The organism is Aurantivibrio infirmus, from assembly GCF_054767315.1.
This window is the reverse complement of record NZ_BAAFSK010000005.1, coordinates 126,772-140,810: the sequence shown is the minus strand read 5'-3', so window position 1 is coordinate 140,810 and position 14,039 is coordinate 126,772. Positions and strand designations below refer to the sequence as shown.

The following is a 14,039-nucleotide window of genomic DNA, read 5'->3' as shown; positions in this document are numbered from 1 at the left end:
TAAGTGAACTGGGCGATTGAAAATTAATTCAAAACCTAAAAAAACCGCCATGTCAGTGGCGGTTTTTTTAGTGGTTATTTAGATAATTGCCAAACACTTAAAACATAAAATAAAGCGAGAGTTGTGTGTCGTAAGTATTTAATTCCACGGTATCGACTGTGAAAGAACCGAAATTATAGCGATCAAAATCTACTGTTGAATCATCAACACTTACTTCCAAGCCCCAAAAAAAGCCGGGGCCACGACTAAACTCAATACCGAATGCCGCAAACGCACCAACATTTGATTTATCTACATCGTCGCCAGAAACAATGTGGTAAGCCGCACCTAAACGAATATACGGGCTTACCGGAGAGTTTGGCGCGAAATCAAAACCAACAGTTCCTGTTACGGGCAACTCGGTATGGTCAACATCACCAAACAAAATCATTAGCGGACCTACACCGATATCAACTCGAAATCCGCTATCTGCTTGGTATTTACCACGGTAACCAATACCAATAGGGACACCTTCAACTTCATCTTCTATGTAATATCCGTTGGCAATTAAATTGTCTTCATATAAGTCGAGTACGTCAGAAGAGCCACTGACATAACTAAGCATAATTCCATTTTTCCATTCCCCGGCCTGTAAACCCGTCGATAACAGTAAGACACCCAAGCCAATCAGATAATTTCTAAGCTTCATTGTGTTGTTCTCCTTTTTTAAGTGGCTGGAGTATAAGGTCAGAAATAGACTAATCAGCCAGAATGGCGACGAATAAGCCATATAGCCGATAAACATGATCGCGGTAAGCTAAAACCACTAAAGAAAAAAAACCCGCACTCTTTGGGAGTACGGGTGTGTCACAGTAAAATGTTTATCGACTAAGTGTAGTGAGGGTGACACATGAAAAATTTAAAATTTATACTCTAAATTAACATGATAAGAACGCGGCTCAAAAACATGAAAATGAAAATCTTCTACGGGAGCCGCTTCACCAGGTAATTGGGATTCATAATAATATTGAATATCGCGATCTTCAGAATCGAATACATTTAATACATCTAATGTCGCGGACAAATTATCGGTGAAATTATAAGAAAAACGTAAGTTTGCGATCATGCTGGCATCTGCGGTTTGTCCACCATCCAAAGGATACTCATCGAAATAACGTAAGCGAAAGTTAGTGTAAAAATTTTCAGTTAATTTAGCGTTAACACCGGCACTTACAACATTCTCCAACGCTCCCGGAATTTCATCGGAGCCGTCGATTGATTTATTAAACGCAGCATCGGAATAAGCGTATTCGAAATCAAAAGTCCAAACATTGTTCAAGTAATAATATGCGGTTAATTCCACACCGCGCCGTTCACTACCAACACCGGTATCTTCTGTACTTCCGGTATCTCCAATAAATACCAATTCCGAATCAATCTCTAACGCCCATAAAGCAATAGATGCGTTAAGTGAACCGAAAAATGTGCGCAAACCAAATTCATAACCCAAGGTATCAACCAAGGGATCTACTTTCTCTAATGGATCACCGCTAACGGGGTCGAGCTGAATGGTTGTTCCTCTCGCATCGTTACTGTGAAAACCTTCACCGATACTGGCATAAGCTTCAATACCATCGTTAATGGTGTAAATAAAACTTGCTGATGCAGTGACAATATCATCGTTGGCATCGCCGCCATTGACTGCCAGTGAGGGAATAAATTCAGCTTCAATAGGATCAACGCTGAAATCGAAATAGTCATAGCGCAAACCAAATACGGTACGAAATTTATCGGTCCACTGTAATTCGTTTTCCAAATAAACGCCCATGCTCCACTCATCCACTGAATCAATACGGAACACGCCCTGCCGTTGCTTAGCTTGGGTTTTATAAATCCCAACTTTTTTAATGTTGTCATAACGCAATTGGTTACCAATAGTGTTACGCATTTCAACATCGCCCCAATCGTCTATCAGAGTCCAAGCAATATCCCATCCATATATTTGTCGATCATCGACTTGATGATGCTGATCCCCAGCGGGGTCAGTAAAGTAAGTAAAGTCCGCAAACAAATCTAATTCATAATCAATAATATAAGCTGACGCATTAATTTCACTACTGACGTTCTGACGATTCCAATTGCCGGACAAACTATAGCGACTTGAATTCCCGCCGGAGGTGGTATTGATCGAACCAAATTCACTAATAATGCCTTGATCAACTGCGCGCTGTGGAATTTGATCCGCCGAATTCCAAGAATTGTCATAAGCCATCAAGGTTAAACCGAAGCTATCGTTCCCGGATTGCCACTGCTCCTTTAACCAAAGATTTTTACGCTCGACAGCACTGTTAATATCATCCCAATGACCATCCGTGGTCTCGTACTCTAGTCCATACAGTAATTCGCTAGTGTTGCCTGTTTCCAGCTGCCCACTTGCGAAAACTCGTCGCCAGTTCTCATCGCCGAAATCACTACCTACTTTTATGGTGTGTTGATCAAGTCGATCAGTCACCGCCATTCGTGCAGTTCCAGTTCCCGAAAAATCACCAACTCCGGGATAGTAAGAACCTTTTTGATAAACAATTTCGCCGATTAATTCAGGAATAATGAAGTTGAGATCCGTGTAACCCTGACCATGACCATGGGTGCGCATATTGACGGGCATCGCGTCGATCAAGGTTGCAAAATCGTTGCCGTGATCAAGATTAAAGCCGCGTAGAAAATATTGGTTCGCCTTACCGGGTCCACTGTGTTGGGTGGCCACCATTCCCGGAACCGTTTCGAGTACCTCACCAGTTCTCAATAAGGGCCGAATAGCAATTTCCGCTTGCGAAACCACACCTTCAGATGCCGAAGATGCTTCACCAACCAGATTGAGTCGCCGACCGCGAACTTCCATCTCTTCAATGTCGGAGTCTACCGTCGCCTGATTTTGCTCTTGCGCATAAACCTCAACAGCAGTCATCGATAAACAAGCGACAGCGGCAATAAGTGGTCGCAGGCCAGCTCTCGGAAATAAAACCATGTTCTTAACTTCACACTTCACTTGCTTTCAACTCCTAAATATTGGTGGACAGCCACACCGTGTCGCGTTCTAATTCGCTACGCTTTATAAGCGCTGGATTATTCAGTAAAGTTGCGAGCATTACAGCTAAACGACTGTTTTATAACTGTTTGTTTAACGTTAAAGTTAACGTTAACGCGAAAATGTAGAGTCGTAGCATTGACTATTAACGAGTGCACATTTTGTAGTAGAAAGAGATTGGCCAGGAAAGACTAAAACATGAGTTCAGACCCCGACAAGCCGGAGACGGCGATTAACAATTCATCCGAAAATATACCGATAACTAATTCTGGTGAAACCACAACTTCGGGCGCGCAAGAAAACGCCCAACTTGTTAAGCAAATAAGTGTAAGCAACAGTGAATTAAGTGATCATGCAGAAATGATCATCGAGAGTGGTGAATTAGGTCGCTCTAAAGTCTATGCAGCCCTACTTCGCTATTTGGTGAAATGTGTCAACTCCTCATCCTCCCCTAAAGAAATTGAAATCGCTATTGAGGTACTAGGTAGAGACACTGATTTTGATGTCGGCAAAGATTCGGTGGTGAGAGTTTATATCCACCAATTAAGAAAAAAGCTCGATGCCTTTTATAAGAAACGAGCGAAGCACAGTCGCCATTTTTCTGAAGCACCTCTTCCCTTCCGAATCATTATTCCAAAAGGCCAATACACTATCATCGTTGCGCAAATTGATGCCTCAACATCACCCGATAATGACGGCGACCCAAACACCTCAAATGACAAGAACACACAAACGAAGAAATCACCAGACGACTCACAGTCAAAAGGGAAGGCAACAACACTCCACTACTGGCTCGCTGCGGCTTCCCTACTTTTAGCTGCTAACTTGGTATTTTTATTTGTTAAAAGTGAACAATCTATATCCTCGAATACCATCTCCGCAGCCCAACATCCGGTATGGCAGCAAATTTTAAACGACGACACGCCCATTTTATTGGTAACGGGGGATTACTATATTTTTGGAGAATTAAATGACGCAGGGAACGTCGTCAGAATGGTACGAGATTTTAATATCAATTCGAAGCAAGACTTGGAAAATCTATTTTCCCAGCAACCAGAGTTAGGTTGGCAGTATTACGATTTAAATTTAACCTACCTCCCAGAGGGCACAGCCTTCGCACTGAATTATATATCGCCCTTATTACAAAGCACCGGTAAAACTGTAAACATTAAAATGATGTCGGAACTTTCCACTCAAGATTTACAAAAAAATCACGTTGTCTATCTCGGTTACATCAGTGCCCTTGACCGCTTAAAAAATATCGTTTTTGCAGGTTCTGATTTCAGTATTGGTGAAAATTACGATCAGTTGGTCAATGAAAAAACAGGAAGAACATTTACTAGTGATGCCGGCCTACCCTCTTTTGGTGAGCCTTTTGTAGACTTCGGTTTATTTTCGACTTTCCCTTCCACTCAAGATACACAAATTTTTGTATTAGCGGGGATGCGAGATGCAGGTTTAATGCAAATCACTGAGGCATTAAGGTCAGAATCAAACTTAAAGGAAATTGACGATCTACTCTCTACATCAAAGAAACAATCATCGAAAGCATTTGAGGCAATATTTAAAGTCCAGGGTTTAGACCGAATGAACTTTAACGCACAGTTAGAACATGCCGATTATTTAAAAAGCGATTCGATTTGGAAGTAAATAGATATTTAAACTCTATCTTAGAACCAACCAATTAGTATTGTTCCAATTCTTTTTCCAACTTATGCTGCACCGCTTTAGGTGAACTCGTGCGCTTCGCCCACATTTGATAAGCAACGGGTACAACATACAAAGTAAAGATAGTGGCAACACTAACGCCAGAAATAACCACAAGACCAATCACAAAACGAGTCTCTGTACCCGCGCCAGAAGCAATAACTAAAGGGATCGCTCCGACAATGGTCGTCACCGCTGTCATTGCAATAGGTCGTAAGCGTTGGCTTGTTGCTTCCACAATTGCTTGGTGGAATTCAACGCCCTCATCACGAAGCTGATTGGCAAATTCAACTATCAAAATTCCATTTTTTGCCGCCAAACCGATCAGCATAATGATGCCAATTTGGCTGTAAATATTTAGCGACAAACCAAACATATACAGTCCAAGTAATGCGCCGGCAATTGCTAAAGGTACGGTTAACATGATGACGATTGGATGAACAAAACTTTCGAACTGTGCCGATAACACCAAGAAGACGACGAGTAAAGCGAGAACAAAAACAAAATAAACAGACTCGCCCGATTCTTTTAACAACAAGGATTCACCTTTGTAATCGAAGGATGCAGACGTGGGTAAATTTTCCCGTCCGGTTTCCTCCAAAAATGTGAGCGCATCACCCAAGGTGTAACCGTCAGCCAAACTACCGCTCAAAGTAATGGAACGGATGCGGTTGTAACGATTCAAGGATGTCGCATCTGCATATTCCTGAATACTGACTAAATTAGAAAGAGGAATGAGTGTTGCATTCCTCGAAGAACGAACATAAATATTTGTCATATCCAATTTGCTTGCGGTATCTGCGCGCTTCGCTTCGATAATTACGTCCCGCTCTTCTCCATCCATAGTAAAGGTCGTAACCAGTCTCGACCCCATCATGGTTTCAAGCGTGCGACCAATGTTCGTCACCGACACACCCAAGTCCGCCGCGCGATCACGATCGATTGAAATCCGCAGTTGCGGTTTTGTTTCTTGGTAATCGTGATCGATCCCGACAATACCGGGGTAGGCATTAATTTTTTCTATCATTAAATCACGCCACTCAACTAACTCCTCGTAAGTGCCGCCTTGCAAAACGAATTGCACGGGGTTACCACCACGCCCGCCAAAAGCTTGTGGCGTCATGGTAAATATCCTCGCCCCAGGAACGCTCGAAGTAACGCGACGAACGTCATTGGTAATATCCCAAATCGGTCTGCGCTGACCCCAATCTTCCAGTACGACAATCCCTCTCGCATCATTAAAACTCGATCCACCAGGGCCAAAACTTCCCGGCGTTCGCAATAACAATCGTTTAATATCACCGCCATCAACCAGGGGCATCATTTTTTCTTCAACTTCTAACACCGTCTTCATTGTGTCTTGGTAAGAACCACCTTGTGGTCCCTGCATCATCATCATAAACATGCCACGGTCTTCTCTTGGCGCAAACTCAGAAGGAACCTTCAGTATGAGAAAACCAATGAGAAACAGAATAAACATATAAGCAATGTTGACGGGTAAAGGATTTTTTAACACGTAACTTACTGAAGCGTTATAGCGCTTTTGAATTTTTGAAAACCAGTTATTGTTTGCAGATGCAATTTGTTCTTCGGTTTCAGGTTTTAATACCAAAGTACAAATGACAGGAGACAATGTGAGGGCTACTAAGCTGGAAAAAATAACCGCCGCTGCCATCGTGACCGAAAACTCGCTAAACAAGCGCCCGATCTCTCCTTCCAAAAAGGTAATAGGAATAAACACTGCGACGAGAACTAAAGTTGTCGCGATAACAGCAAAACCTACCTGACCCGCACCACGATAGGCCGCGACAATCGGCGACTCCCCTAAGCGCATTCGTCGATGAATATTTTCTAGTACAACGATTCCATCATCGACAACCAACCCTATTGCTAAAACTAATGCCAACAAGGTGAGAAGGTTCACGCTAAAACCAAGAAGTAGTAAAACAATAAAGGTGGCAATTAATGAGACGGGTAAGGTAACCGCAGGCACTAGCATTGCGCGATAGTCACCCAGGAATAAATAAATCACGAGAACAACCAAAATAGCCGCGATAAACAAGGTTTTATAAACTTCTTTAACAGCGTATTCCACGAAAACTGTGGAATCATTACTTAATTGAAACAGCATCCCTGGAGGCAGAGATTGCCTTAAACGTTCAGCTTCTGCTTTCACTCCGCGAGCCATCGACAACGTATTTGCCGTACTTTGTTGCACGATACCGACCCCGACCATATTCAGGCCGTTACCGCGAAACGAGGACCTGTCTTCGTCCGCCGCCAATTCCACTTGCGCAACATCCGCTAAACGAACCAAATAGCCATCGTTACCACGGGTGAGGACCAACTGTTTAAAATCATCAACGCTAGAATACCCGCGCTGCATGCGTACAGAAAAATCCCGCGACTCAGACTTTACTGCACCCGCAGGAAATTCAACATTTTCTGCGCGTAATGCATTTTCAATATCACTTACGGTCAAGCCGCGTGCCGCCAATTCTTTGCGATCAATCCAGATACGCATGGCGAAATTTTTTGCTCCTGAAACATTGACCCGAGCAACACCATCGATTACCGATAAGGCATCCACTAGATGGCGTTCGGCGTAATCCGTCAATTCCAAAGCGGTCATGCTGTCATCAGACAAATTGAACCACATCACCGGACGGCCATCTGATTCAGATTTTCTCACTTCCGGTGGGCTGGCCTCTTCGGGCAACTGCCTCAACACACTCGATACGCGATCGCGAATATCATTGGTCGCGGATTCCAGATCTCGACCTAATTTAAATTCAATATTAATTCGCGATATACCATCGGAACTGGAAGAAGAAACTGTTTTAATTCCTTCGATTCCCGAAATACGATCTTCAATGACTTGGGTTATTCGTGTTTCAACCACCGAAGCCGAAGCGCCGCGGTATGTTGTCGACACAGACACAATGGGTGCATTGGTATCAGGGTATTCTCGCAATGGCAGGCGCTCGAAGGCAACGAGCCCGAAAACGATCAAGACCAAACTAATGACGGATGCAAAAACTGGACGTCGTACAGAAAAATCAGAAAGGAACATTGTCCAAGCGCCTCTTAACGAAAAGTTTTACTCTGTGAAAGAACCTAGGGTTAGCCATCATCATTTGAATGTCGGATGATGTTCAAAGGGTTGTTTTCAGAAAGATTATTTGCCCCACGGGTGACAACAGTATCGCCAGCGCTAAGACCTGAAACAATTTCAACAATGCCCGGTTGACGAATTCCTATTTCAACTTCTTGAATCTTGGCTACCGGAGGAGTATCGCTGGAAACTAAATATACAAAATGCTTATCGCGTTGTGGTACTAAAGCGGTTTCGGGAATCACCAAGGCTTCTCTATCATCCAATAAAATCTCAATATGCATTAACATGCCCGGCTTTATCGTTCGATCAGTATTCGGTAATTCTGCACGCACTTTAATTGAGCGATCGATCTGATTAATTCTCGAATCTATGCTGACGATGTTTCCGGTAAAAAATCTGTCCGCTAAAGCCGGGCTTCGCGCCTTAACAGATATTCCGGTAGCAAGAGATGACAGATATATTGCAGGCACTGCAAAATCTAATTTCATGGTTTCCACATCGTCCAAGGTGGTAATGACCACCCCAGGGGAAACCAAAGAGCCTGGGCTTACATTTCGCAAACCCAATACTCCATTAAAAGGTGCGGTTATAAAGCGGTCTTTTAATCTGGCTTCAACTGCGGCCAAACGATATTCGGCCGTTTCCTTCGCCGTTAGTCGCTCATCCAATAAGCTTTGTGAAACCGACTGGCTTTTTCGTAAGTCTTGTAAGCGTTTCACTTCTCGCTCTTGTTCCGCCAAATTTGCTTGCGCGGATTTAAGCTCGGCATCTTCTTCACTGTGATTTAGAACAAGAAGAATGTCGCCAGCCTTAACGCTTTGCCCGTCTTGAAAATTTATTGATTGAATGGTGTCACTTACGTTCGGTGTAATCTCTACCGACTCGCGTGCGTAGGCAGTACCCAGAGCCTCGGTGCTCACAGATAGTGCTTGTGGTTCGACCTTATATACCTCGACCGCGGCTGCTCCCGGTCCTCGACGCATCCCACCCTGCCCCTGCTGGCTTCCGCTTTCTTTAATAATCAAAAGAACTGCCAGTAAGGCGGCGATGCAAAGCGTTATAACAATGGGTTTATTCATGAAGGGCTCTTAAATTCGGGTCTACTTAATATCGGGTCAACTTTCTATAAGATCAGCAAAGTAACTACTAGATCAGCAAAGTAACTACCGGCAAACGAAAACATCCAAAGGTGCGCTAAAGTTTAACTCAGAAATCGAAAAGCAAAGGTATTTTGTCGGTTAAGTATCGTTAGTGAGTAAAGGAAAGTAATCCAACTACCGCAGATAATTTGCCACGAATTTAAACCCTACTCTTCGTGCTCCTTTTGTTCTAAAACAAAATACTTTACGCCAAAGTTTTAAATATCCAGCATAACCAACAATGATATTACCGCGGGACAAATTACTCGATACCGAGGGATAATTGTGGGTCTCGATAAATGAGATAACATAGCGATAACCCTGCTTGATAAACATTGGATCCGTATAAAGTGAAATAATATGCTGAAGGTTTTGTTGTCGAAAGGCAGGATGGGTAAAGGCATTAAATCTATAACGATAAGGTTTCTCAAAGCATACCGTCACGAAATTTGTATGCGGTGTTGCTCGGGTCGCTTCCCAGGCGTACGCGATGATTTGATCACCCTGAAAAACCGCTGAACACTGCTCACCTCTTGCTACCGCCGCCGTAACAAAATCTCGATCCAAATCTAAAATAGGGTCTTGCGCCGCAGTTAATAATTCATCTATCGAGGCGAGTCTTACAACTCGCCCTTCAGACAAGGGCGGGAGCTTAGGATCCGACTCCAATTCACGGACAAATACGTAACTAAAGCGCAGCCAAGCGCCAACGCGCCAGAGTATTGCGGCATATAAAAAGCGCCGGAAACCCCAGCGCTGAACATCTTTAAAATGATCGCTCGAAAACCTCATTTAATACCTACGACTTGATTAAATAAAAGTTTTGCGTCCTATGCGACTCTATTGGCAGGCTAGAGCAAAATCCTCCAGCAAATCTTGTTCGTCTTCAATACCTATGGACAAACGAATAGTGCCTTCGGATATTCCCATTTCTTTACGACGCTCCGCACCCATTTCATAAAAAATTGTATGAGCGACGGGAATTGCTAAAGTTCGATTATCACCAAGATGGCTCGACAACACAGGTACTTTGAGTTTATTCATGAACTCAAAGCAGTTAACGCCTTCAGCTAAATCGATACTTAATAGAGAACCAAAATCAGCGAACAAAGATTTCGCGCGAGCGTGCTCTGGATGCTCTTCTAAGCCTGGGTAATATACTTTTTTGATTGCCGTTTGCTGCGACAAAAACCTTGCCAAGGCCATAGCATTGCTGCAAGTTTTAGGTGCACGCAACGATAATGTTTCTGCACCAACGGCAATGCGATGAGCGGATTCTGGTGACAGCGTCGCGCCAGTATCGCGCAAACCTTTTTTCCGAATTTGTAAAACGCCCCAATTTTCAGCATCACCTTTTTTATAATTCTCGTAAATATTTTCGAATTTTTCCCATGAAAATAATCCCGTCGCCGTTATCGCCCCACCTAATACATTGGCATGTCCCGCAATACATTTGGTCAGAGAATTAATAACCAGTCCGGCTTTGACCTTTTTTGGCTGAAACAAAAAAGGTGATGTCATCGTGTTATCAACCACATACAACAAGTCTTTCACATCGCACAACTGACCAATCGCTTCAAGGTCACTAATCTGCGTGCAAGGATTGGCGATAGTCTCAACAAACACTGCTTTTGTGTTGGGGCGCAACGCTGCTTCGACATTTTTTACATCCGTTGCATCAACAAAGGTAACCTCAATTCCCAACTGCGTTAAGGTGCCAAAAAGGCTAACCGTGTTGCCAAACAAAAACTTACTCGACACCAGGTGATCACCCGCTCTCAGCAACGAAACAAATGTCGCAGTAATCGCCGCCATACCCGTTGAAAAACAAACGGTACTAATTCCACCTTCCATTCGGGTAATTTTTTCTTCTAGCGCGGTGGTGGTTGGGTTGTTTTGCCGCCCATAAGAATAGCCTGGCTCACGCCCCTGAAAAACGGCAGCCAATTCCTCGGCGGTTTCATACCCATAGGCAACCGAGGTATGAATCGGTTTATGTACCGAACCATGTTTAACACCGGCCTTTCGATCACCGTGCAAAATCGTGGTGGTAAATCCTTTATTCTTCATAAGTTTTTCTTTTACTGGTATAGAAATTATTTAAGCACTTCTAATATTAGGAAAATTTAGAAAAATCCGGCTCGCGTTTTTCTGTAAACGCAGCGACGGCTTCGGCAAACTCACCCGACTTTAAAGCACTACCGAAAACATCTCGCTCCTGCCGCATTAATTCAGGTGCAATTTTTCTTATCTCTTGTTTCATTAATTTTTTCGTCGAACGCAATGCTGATGCCGGTCTAGACCGTAGTAACTTACATTTCTCCAAAGCGAAATTCATTAACTCAGCATCGTCAACAACCTCATTCACAATGCCAACACTCTGCGCCTTCTCTGCCGAAAAGGCATCGCCAAAATACAAAAGATCAGCAGCACGTTGATGCCCCATCAAGCTCGGTAAAATCAAACTCGAACCAAATTCTGGGCATAAACCTAGCTTCACAAATGGCACTTGCAGATATGCACTGCGAGCAGCGTAAACAAAATCACAATGCAAAAGTAAGGTTGTTCCTATTCCCACAGCTGGCCCCTCGACTGCCGCAATGACCGGCTTATCACAATTCAATAATGCCGCCATAAATTTTGGTGTAGGGTTTTCATCCTCTGATAAATTGCCTTTGTGCTTGGCGAAATCACCTAGATCATTCCCGCTGGTAAAACTTCCTCCCGCACCACTGAGCAACACCACTCTCACCGTAGAATCCTCATTGGCGGATAAGACCGAATCTGCTAGCTTTTGGTACATCGCCAGCGACAGGGCATTCTTGCGCTCGGGTCGATTCATCTGGATGTGCATAATGCCGTCGTCATTGGTCACTAGGACATTATCAGTATCAGCTTCAATCATTTTGTCTCCGTCATATCGGTAATTTGATGAATTAGAATTGCTCTACACTAGAGAAATTCTGAAATTTGTAGGCAGTTAAAACCTTTCGCTAGCCATCGGCAATACTCGCTTCAAATGACAACTAAATTGCGACTAATGCGTCTTGTGTTACTCGCTTGCCCGGCGAAAGCGAAGTATAATTGCTCGCTACCGAGTAGGAAAGGAAGTATCAGAATTCATTTCAGTCGATATAGCAAATAATCACTGCATAATAAGTTCAAAAACATTAAACCCACTACAAAATCCATCCATTAGATAAGTTAATTCTCAATTCATGAATATTAGTCGTTTCTTAGACCAACAAGCCCTTTTAGCCATGGCTGCTGCCGGCATTCCGCAGCATTGTTCTGCCAATGTCGCCTTAAGTAAAAATTCCAAATTTGGTGACTATCAAATAAATGGCGCCATGGCGGCGGCAAAGCTTGTCTCCAGCAACCCTCGCGATCTGGCTCAGAAAATTATTGACCAGCTGGATTTACAAGGCGCGGCAGAAAAGCTAGAAATCGCGGGTCCGGGTTTTATTAATATTCACCTCGACAAATCGTGGCTGGCCAAAAATCTTAATGACAACCTCAAGCGAGATAAGCTTGGTGTCGAATCGACGTCTCCACCGCAAACTATTGTTATCGATTATTCGTCTCCCAATCTCGCAAAAGAAATGCATGTTGGCCATTTGCGTTCAACAATAATTGGCGACACGCAAGCGCGAGTTATGGAATTTCTTGGTCATCAGGTTATTCGCCAAAACCATGTCGGCGATTGGGGCACACAATTCGGCATGTTAATCGCAGAACTTGAAGATCATCTTCAACACGGTGAACAAGCCGAACTTGCATTGCACGATTTGGAAAGTTTTTATCAGCAAGCAAAAATACATTTCGATGCCGATGAAGCGTTTGCCACACGAGCGCGTAATTACGTTGTTAAATTACAAGGCGGTGATGAAAAAGTTCTTGAACTCTGGGAAAGGTTCAGAGCGATCTCACTAAAACATAGCGAAGAAGTGTATAAAAAACTTGGCGTCTCTCTAAGCGAAAAAGATGTATGTGGTGAAAGTTTTTACAACAGTGAACTCGCCAAAGTTATTGGCGATCTGGAAAATTTAAAATTAGTCACCATCGATCAAGGCGCTAAAGTTGTTTATCTCGAAGAATTTCCAGACAAAGAGGGAAACCCGGGCGCTGTCATTGTGCAGAAGCAAGACGGTGGTTTTTTATATTCAACCTCAGACTTGGCGGCAGTACGTTATCGAACTGCAGAACTTGGTGCGCAACGCGTCATGATTTTCGTCGACTTCAGACAGTCACTCCATTTCAAGCAAGTATTTACAATTGCTAGAAAAGCAAAATTCGTTGCTGAAGAAGTAAAATTAGAACACCACCCTTTCGGTACCATGTTAGGCAAAGACGGGAAACCATTCAAAACCCGCGATGGTGGTACGGTAAAACTATCTCACCTACTCGATGAAGCCGTTGAACGCGCGGAAAAACTGATCGCCGAAAAAGATCCGGACCTAAACCCCGACGAACGTAAAATCGTCGCCAAAAAAGTCGGCATAGGTGCAGTCAAATACGCCGACTTATCAATTACGCGCACCAACGATTACGTCTTTAATTGGGACAGCATGTTAAGTTTCGAGGGGAATACTTCGCCTTATTTACAATATGCCTATGCTCGAATTCATAGTATTTTTCGTAAAGCAGAGATAGATCCGCAAAATTATTCCGCCAACATTACGATTAATCATGACAGTGAAAAACAATTAGCAATTAAATGCCTTCAGTTTTCAGAAGTATTAAACCAAGTGGCGGATGCCGCTTACCCCCACTTTCTATGTAATTACCTTTATGATCTCGCGAGTCAGTTTATGAAATTCTACGAGGCATGCCCCGTTCTTAAGGAAGGCGTTGCACCAGACCTTCGAGATTCGAGATTGCAATTGTGTCTAGCCTGCGCCAAAACAATAAAAACCGGCCTAAATATCTTAGGTATCGATGTTATGGAAAAAATGTAAGAAAACCCAAGATAAGTAATTAATAATAACGATTTTTGAATTAACACTAATTA

The 14,039-nt window shown here is 43.3% G+C and carries 9 protein-coding genes; 2 read left to right on the top strand and 7 right to left on the bottom strand.

Features of this window, described 5'->3' with window-relative positions; all coding sequences use genetic code 11:
* Window positions 1–97: 97 nt before the first annotated feature.
* Complete coding sequence (locus ACYUCY_RS12305) at window positions 98–688, bottom strand: hypothetical protein (RefSeq protein ID WP_460226800.1); 591 nt, start codon at window positions 686–688, stop codon at window positions 98–100.
* A 210-nt stretch (window positions 689–898) separates the two neighbouring features.
* Window positions 899–3,025 carry a TonB-dependent receptor gene (locus tag ACYUCY_RS12300; RefSeq protein WP_460226799.1) on the bottom strand — a complete coding sequence of 709 codons (2,127 nt, stop codon included), beginning with the start codon at window positions 3,023–3,025 and terminating at the stop codon, window positions 899–901.
* Window positions 3,026–3,262: 237 nt separating this feature from the next.
* On the opposite strand from ACYUCY_RS12300, the gene ACYUCY_RS12295 reads away from it, so the two are divergent.
* Window positions 3,263–4,714: a hypothetical protein gene (locus ACYUCY_RS12295; RefSeq protein ID WP_460226798.1), complete on the top strand. Its 1,452-nt coding sequence runs from the start codon at window positions 3,263–3,265 to the stop codon at window positions 4,712–4,714.
* A 34-nt stretch (window positions 4,715–4,748) separates the two neighbouring features.
* Here the strand turns inward: ACYUCY_RS12295 and ACYUCY_RS12290 are convergent, their stop codons facing one another.
* The 5 genes from ACYUCY_RS12290 to ACYUCY_RS12270 all read right to left on the bottom strand — a co-directional run bounded on the left by ACYUCY_RS12290 (window position 4,749) and on the right by ACYUCY_RS12270 (window position 11,933).
* A complete protein-coding gene (locus tag ACYUCY_RS12290; RefSeq protein ID WP_460226797.1) occupies window positions 4,749–7,844 on the bottom strand; it encodes an efflux RND transporter permease subunit in 3,096 nt (1,031 codons plus the stop codon).
* Between the two features lie 50 nt (window positions 7,845–7,894).
* Window positions 7,895–8,968, bottom strand: a complete 1,074-nt coding sequence (locus ACYUCY_RS12285; RefSeq protein WP_460226796.1) for an efflux RND transporter periplasmic adaptor subunit — start codon at window positions 8,966–8,968, stop codon at window positions 7,895–7,897.
* A gap of 195 nt (window positions 8,969–9,163) precedes the next feature.
* Window positions 9,164–9,820 carry a hypothetical protein gene (locus ACYUCY_RS12280; protein WP_460226795.1) on the bottom strand — a complete coding sequence of 219 codons (657 nt, stop codon included), beginning with the start codon at window positions 9,818–9,820 and terminating at the stop codon, window positions 9,164–9,166.
* A gap of 48 nt (window positions 9,821–9,868) precedes the next feature.
* The gene (locus ACYUCY_RS12275; RefSeq protein ID WP_460226794.1) at window positions 9,869–11,098 is read right to left on the bottom strand and encodes a cystathionine gamma-synthase family protein; all 1,230 of its coding nucleotides are present in this window, start codon (window positions 11,096–11,098) and stop codon (window positions 9,869–9,871) included.
* A gap of 46 nt (window positions 11,099–11,144) precedes the next feature.
* Entirely contained in the window at window positions 11,145–11,933 is a 789-nt protein-coding gene (locus ACYUCY_RS12270) for an enoyl-CoA hydratase (protein ID WP_460226793.1), read from the bottom strand.
* Window positions 11,934–12,246: 313 nt separating this feature from the next.
* Between ACYUCY_RS12270 and argS the strand changes: the two genes are divergently transcribed.
* Window positions 12,247–13,986: an arginine--tRNA ligase gene (argS, locus tag ACYUCY_RS12265; RefSeq protein ID WP_460226792.1), complete on the top strand. Its 1,740-nt coding sequence runs from the start codon at window positions 12,247–12,249 to the stop codon at window positions 13,984–13,986.
* Window positions 13,987–14,039: the final 53 nt, after the last annotated feature.

What these genes read in the sequence shown, in the direction of transcription:
- ACYUCY_RS12305 (WP_460226800.1), bottom strand. Translation starts at nt 688, where the DNA reads ATGAAGCTTAGAAATTATCTGATTGGCTTGGGTGTCTTACTGTTATCG.
- ACYUCY_RS12290 (WP_460226797.1), bottom strand. Translation starts at nt 7,844, where the DNA reads ATGTTCCTTTCTGATTTTTCTGTACGACGTCCAGTTTTTGCATCCGTC.
- argS (WP_460226792.1), top strand. Translation starts at nt 12,247, where the DNA reads ATGAATATTAGTCGTTTCTTAGACCAACAAGCCCTTTTAGCCATGGCT.
- ACYUCY_RS12295 (WP_460226798.1), top strand. Translation starts at nt 3,263, where the DNA reads ATGAGTTCAGACCCCGACAAGCCGGAGACGGCGATTAACAATTCATCC.
- ACYUCY_RS12270 (WP_460226793.1), bottom strand. Translation starts at nt 11,933, where the DNA reads ATGATTGAAGCTGATACTGATAATGTCCTAGTGACCAATGACGACGGC.
- ACYUCY_RS12280 (WP_460226795.1), bottom strand. Translation starts at nt 9,820, where the DNA reads ATGAGGTTTTCGAGCGATCATTTTAAAGATGTTCAGCGCTGGGGTTTC.
- ACYUCY_RS12275 (WP_460226794.1), bottom strand. Translation starts at nt 11,098, where the DNA reads ATGAAGAATAAAGGATTTACCACCACGATTTTGCACGGTGATCGAAAG.
- ACYUCY_RS12285 (WP_460226796.1), bottom strand. Translation starts at nt 8,968, where the DNA reads ATGAATAAACCCATTGTTATAACGCTTTGCATCGCCGCCTTACTGGCA.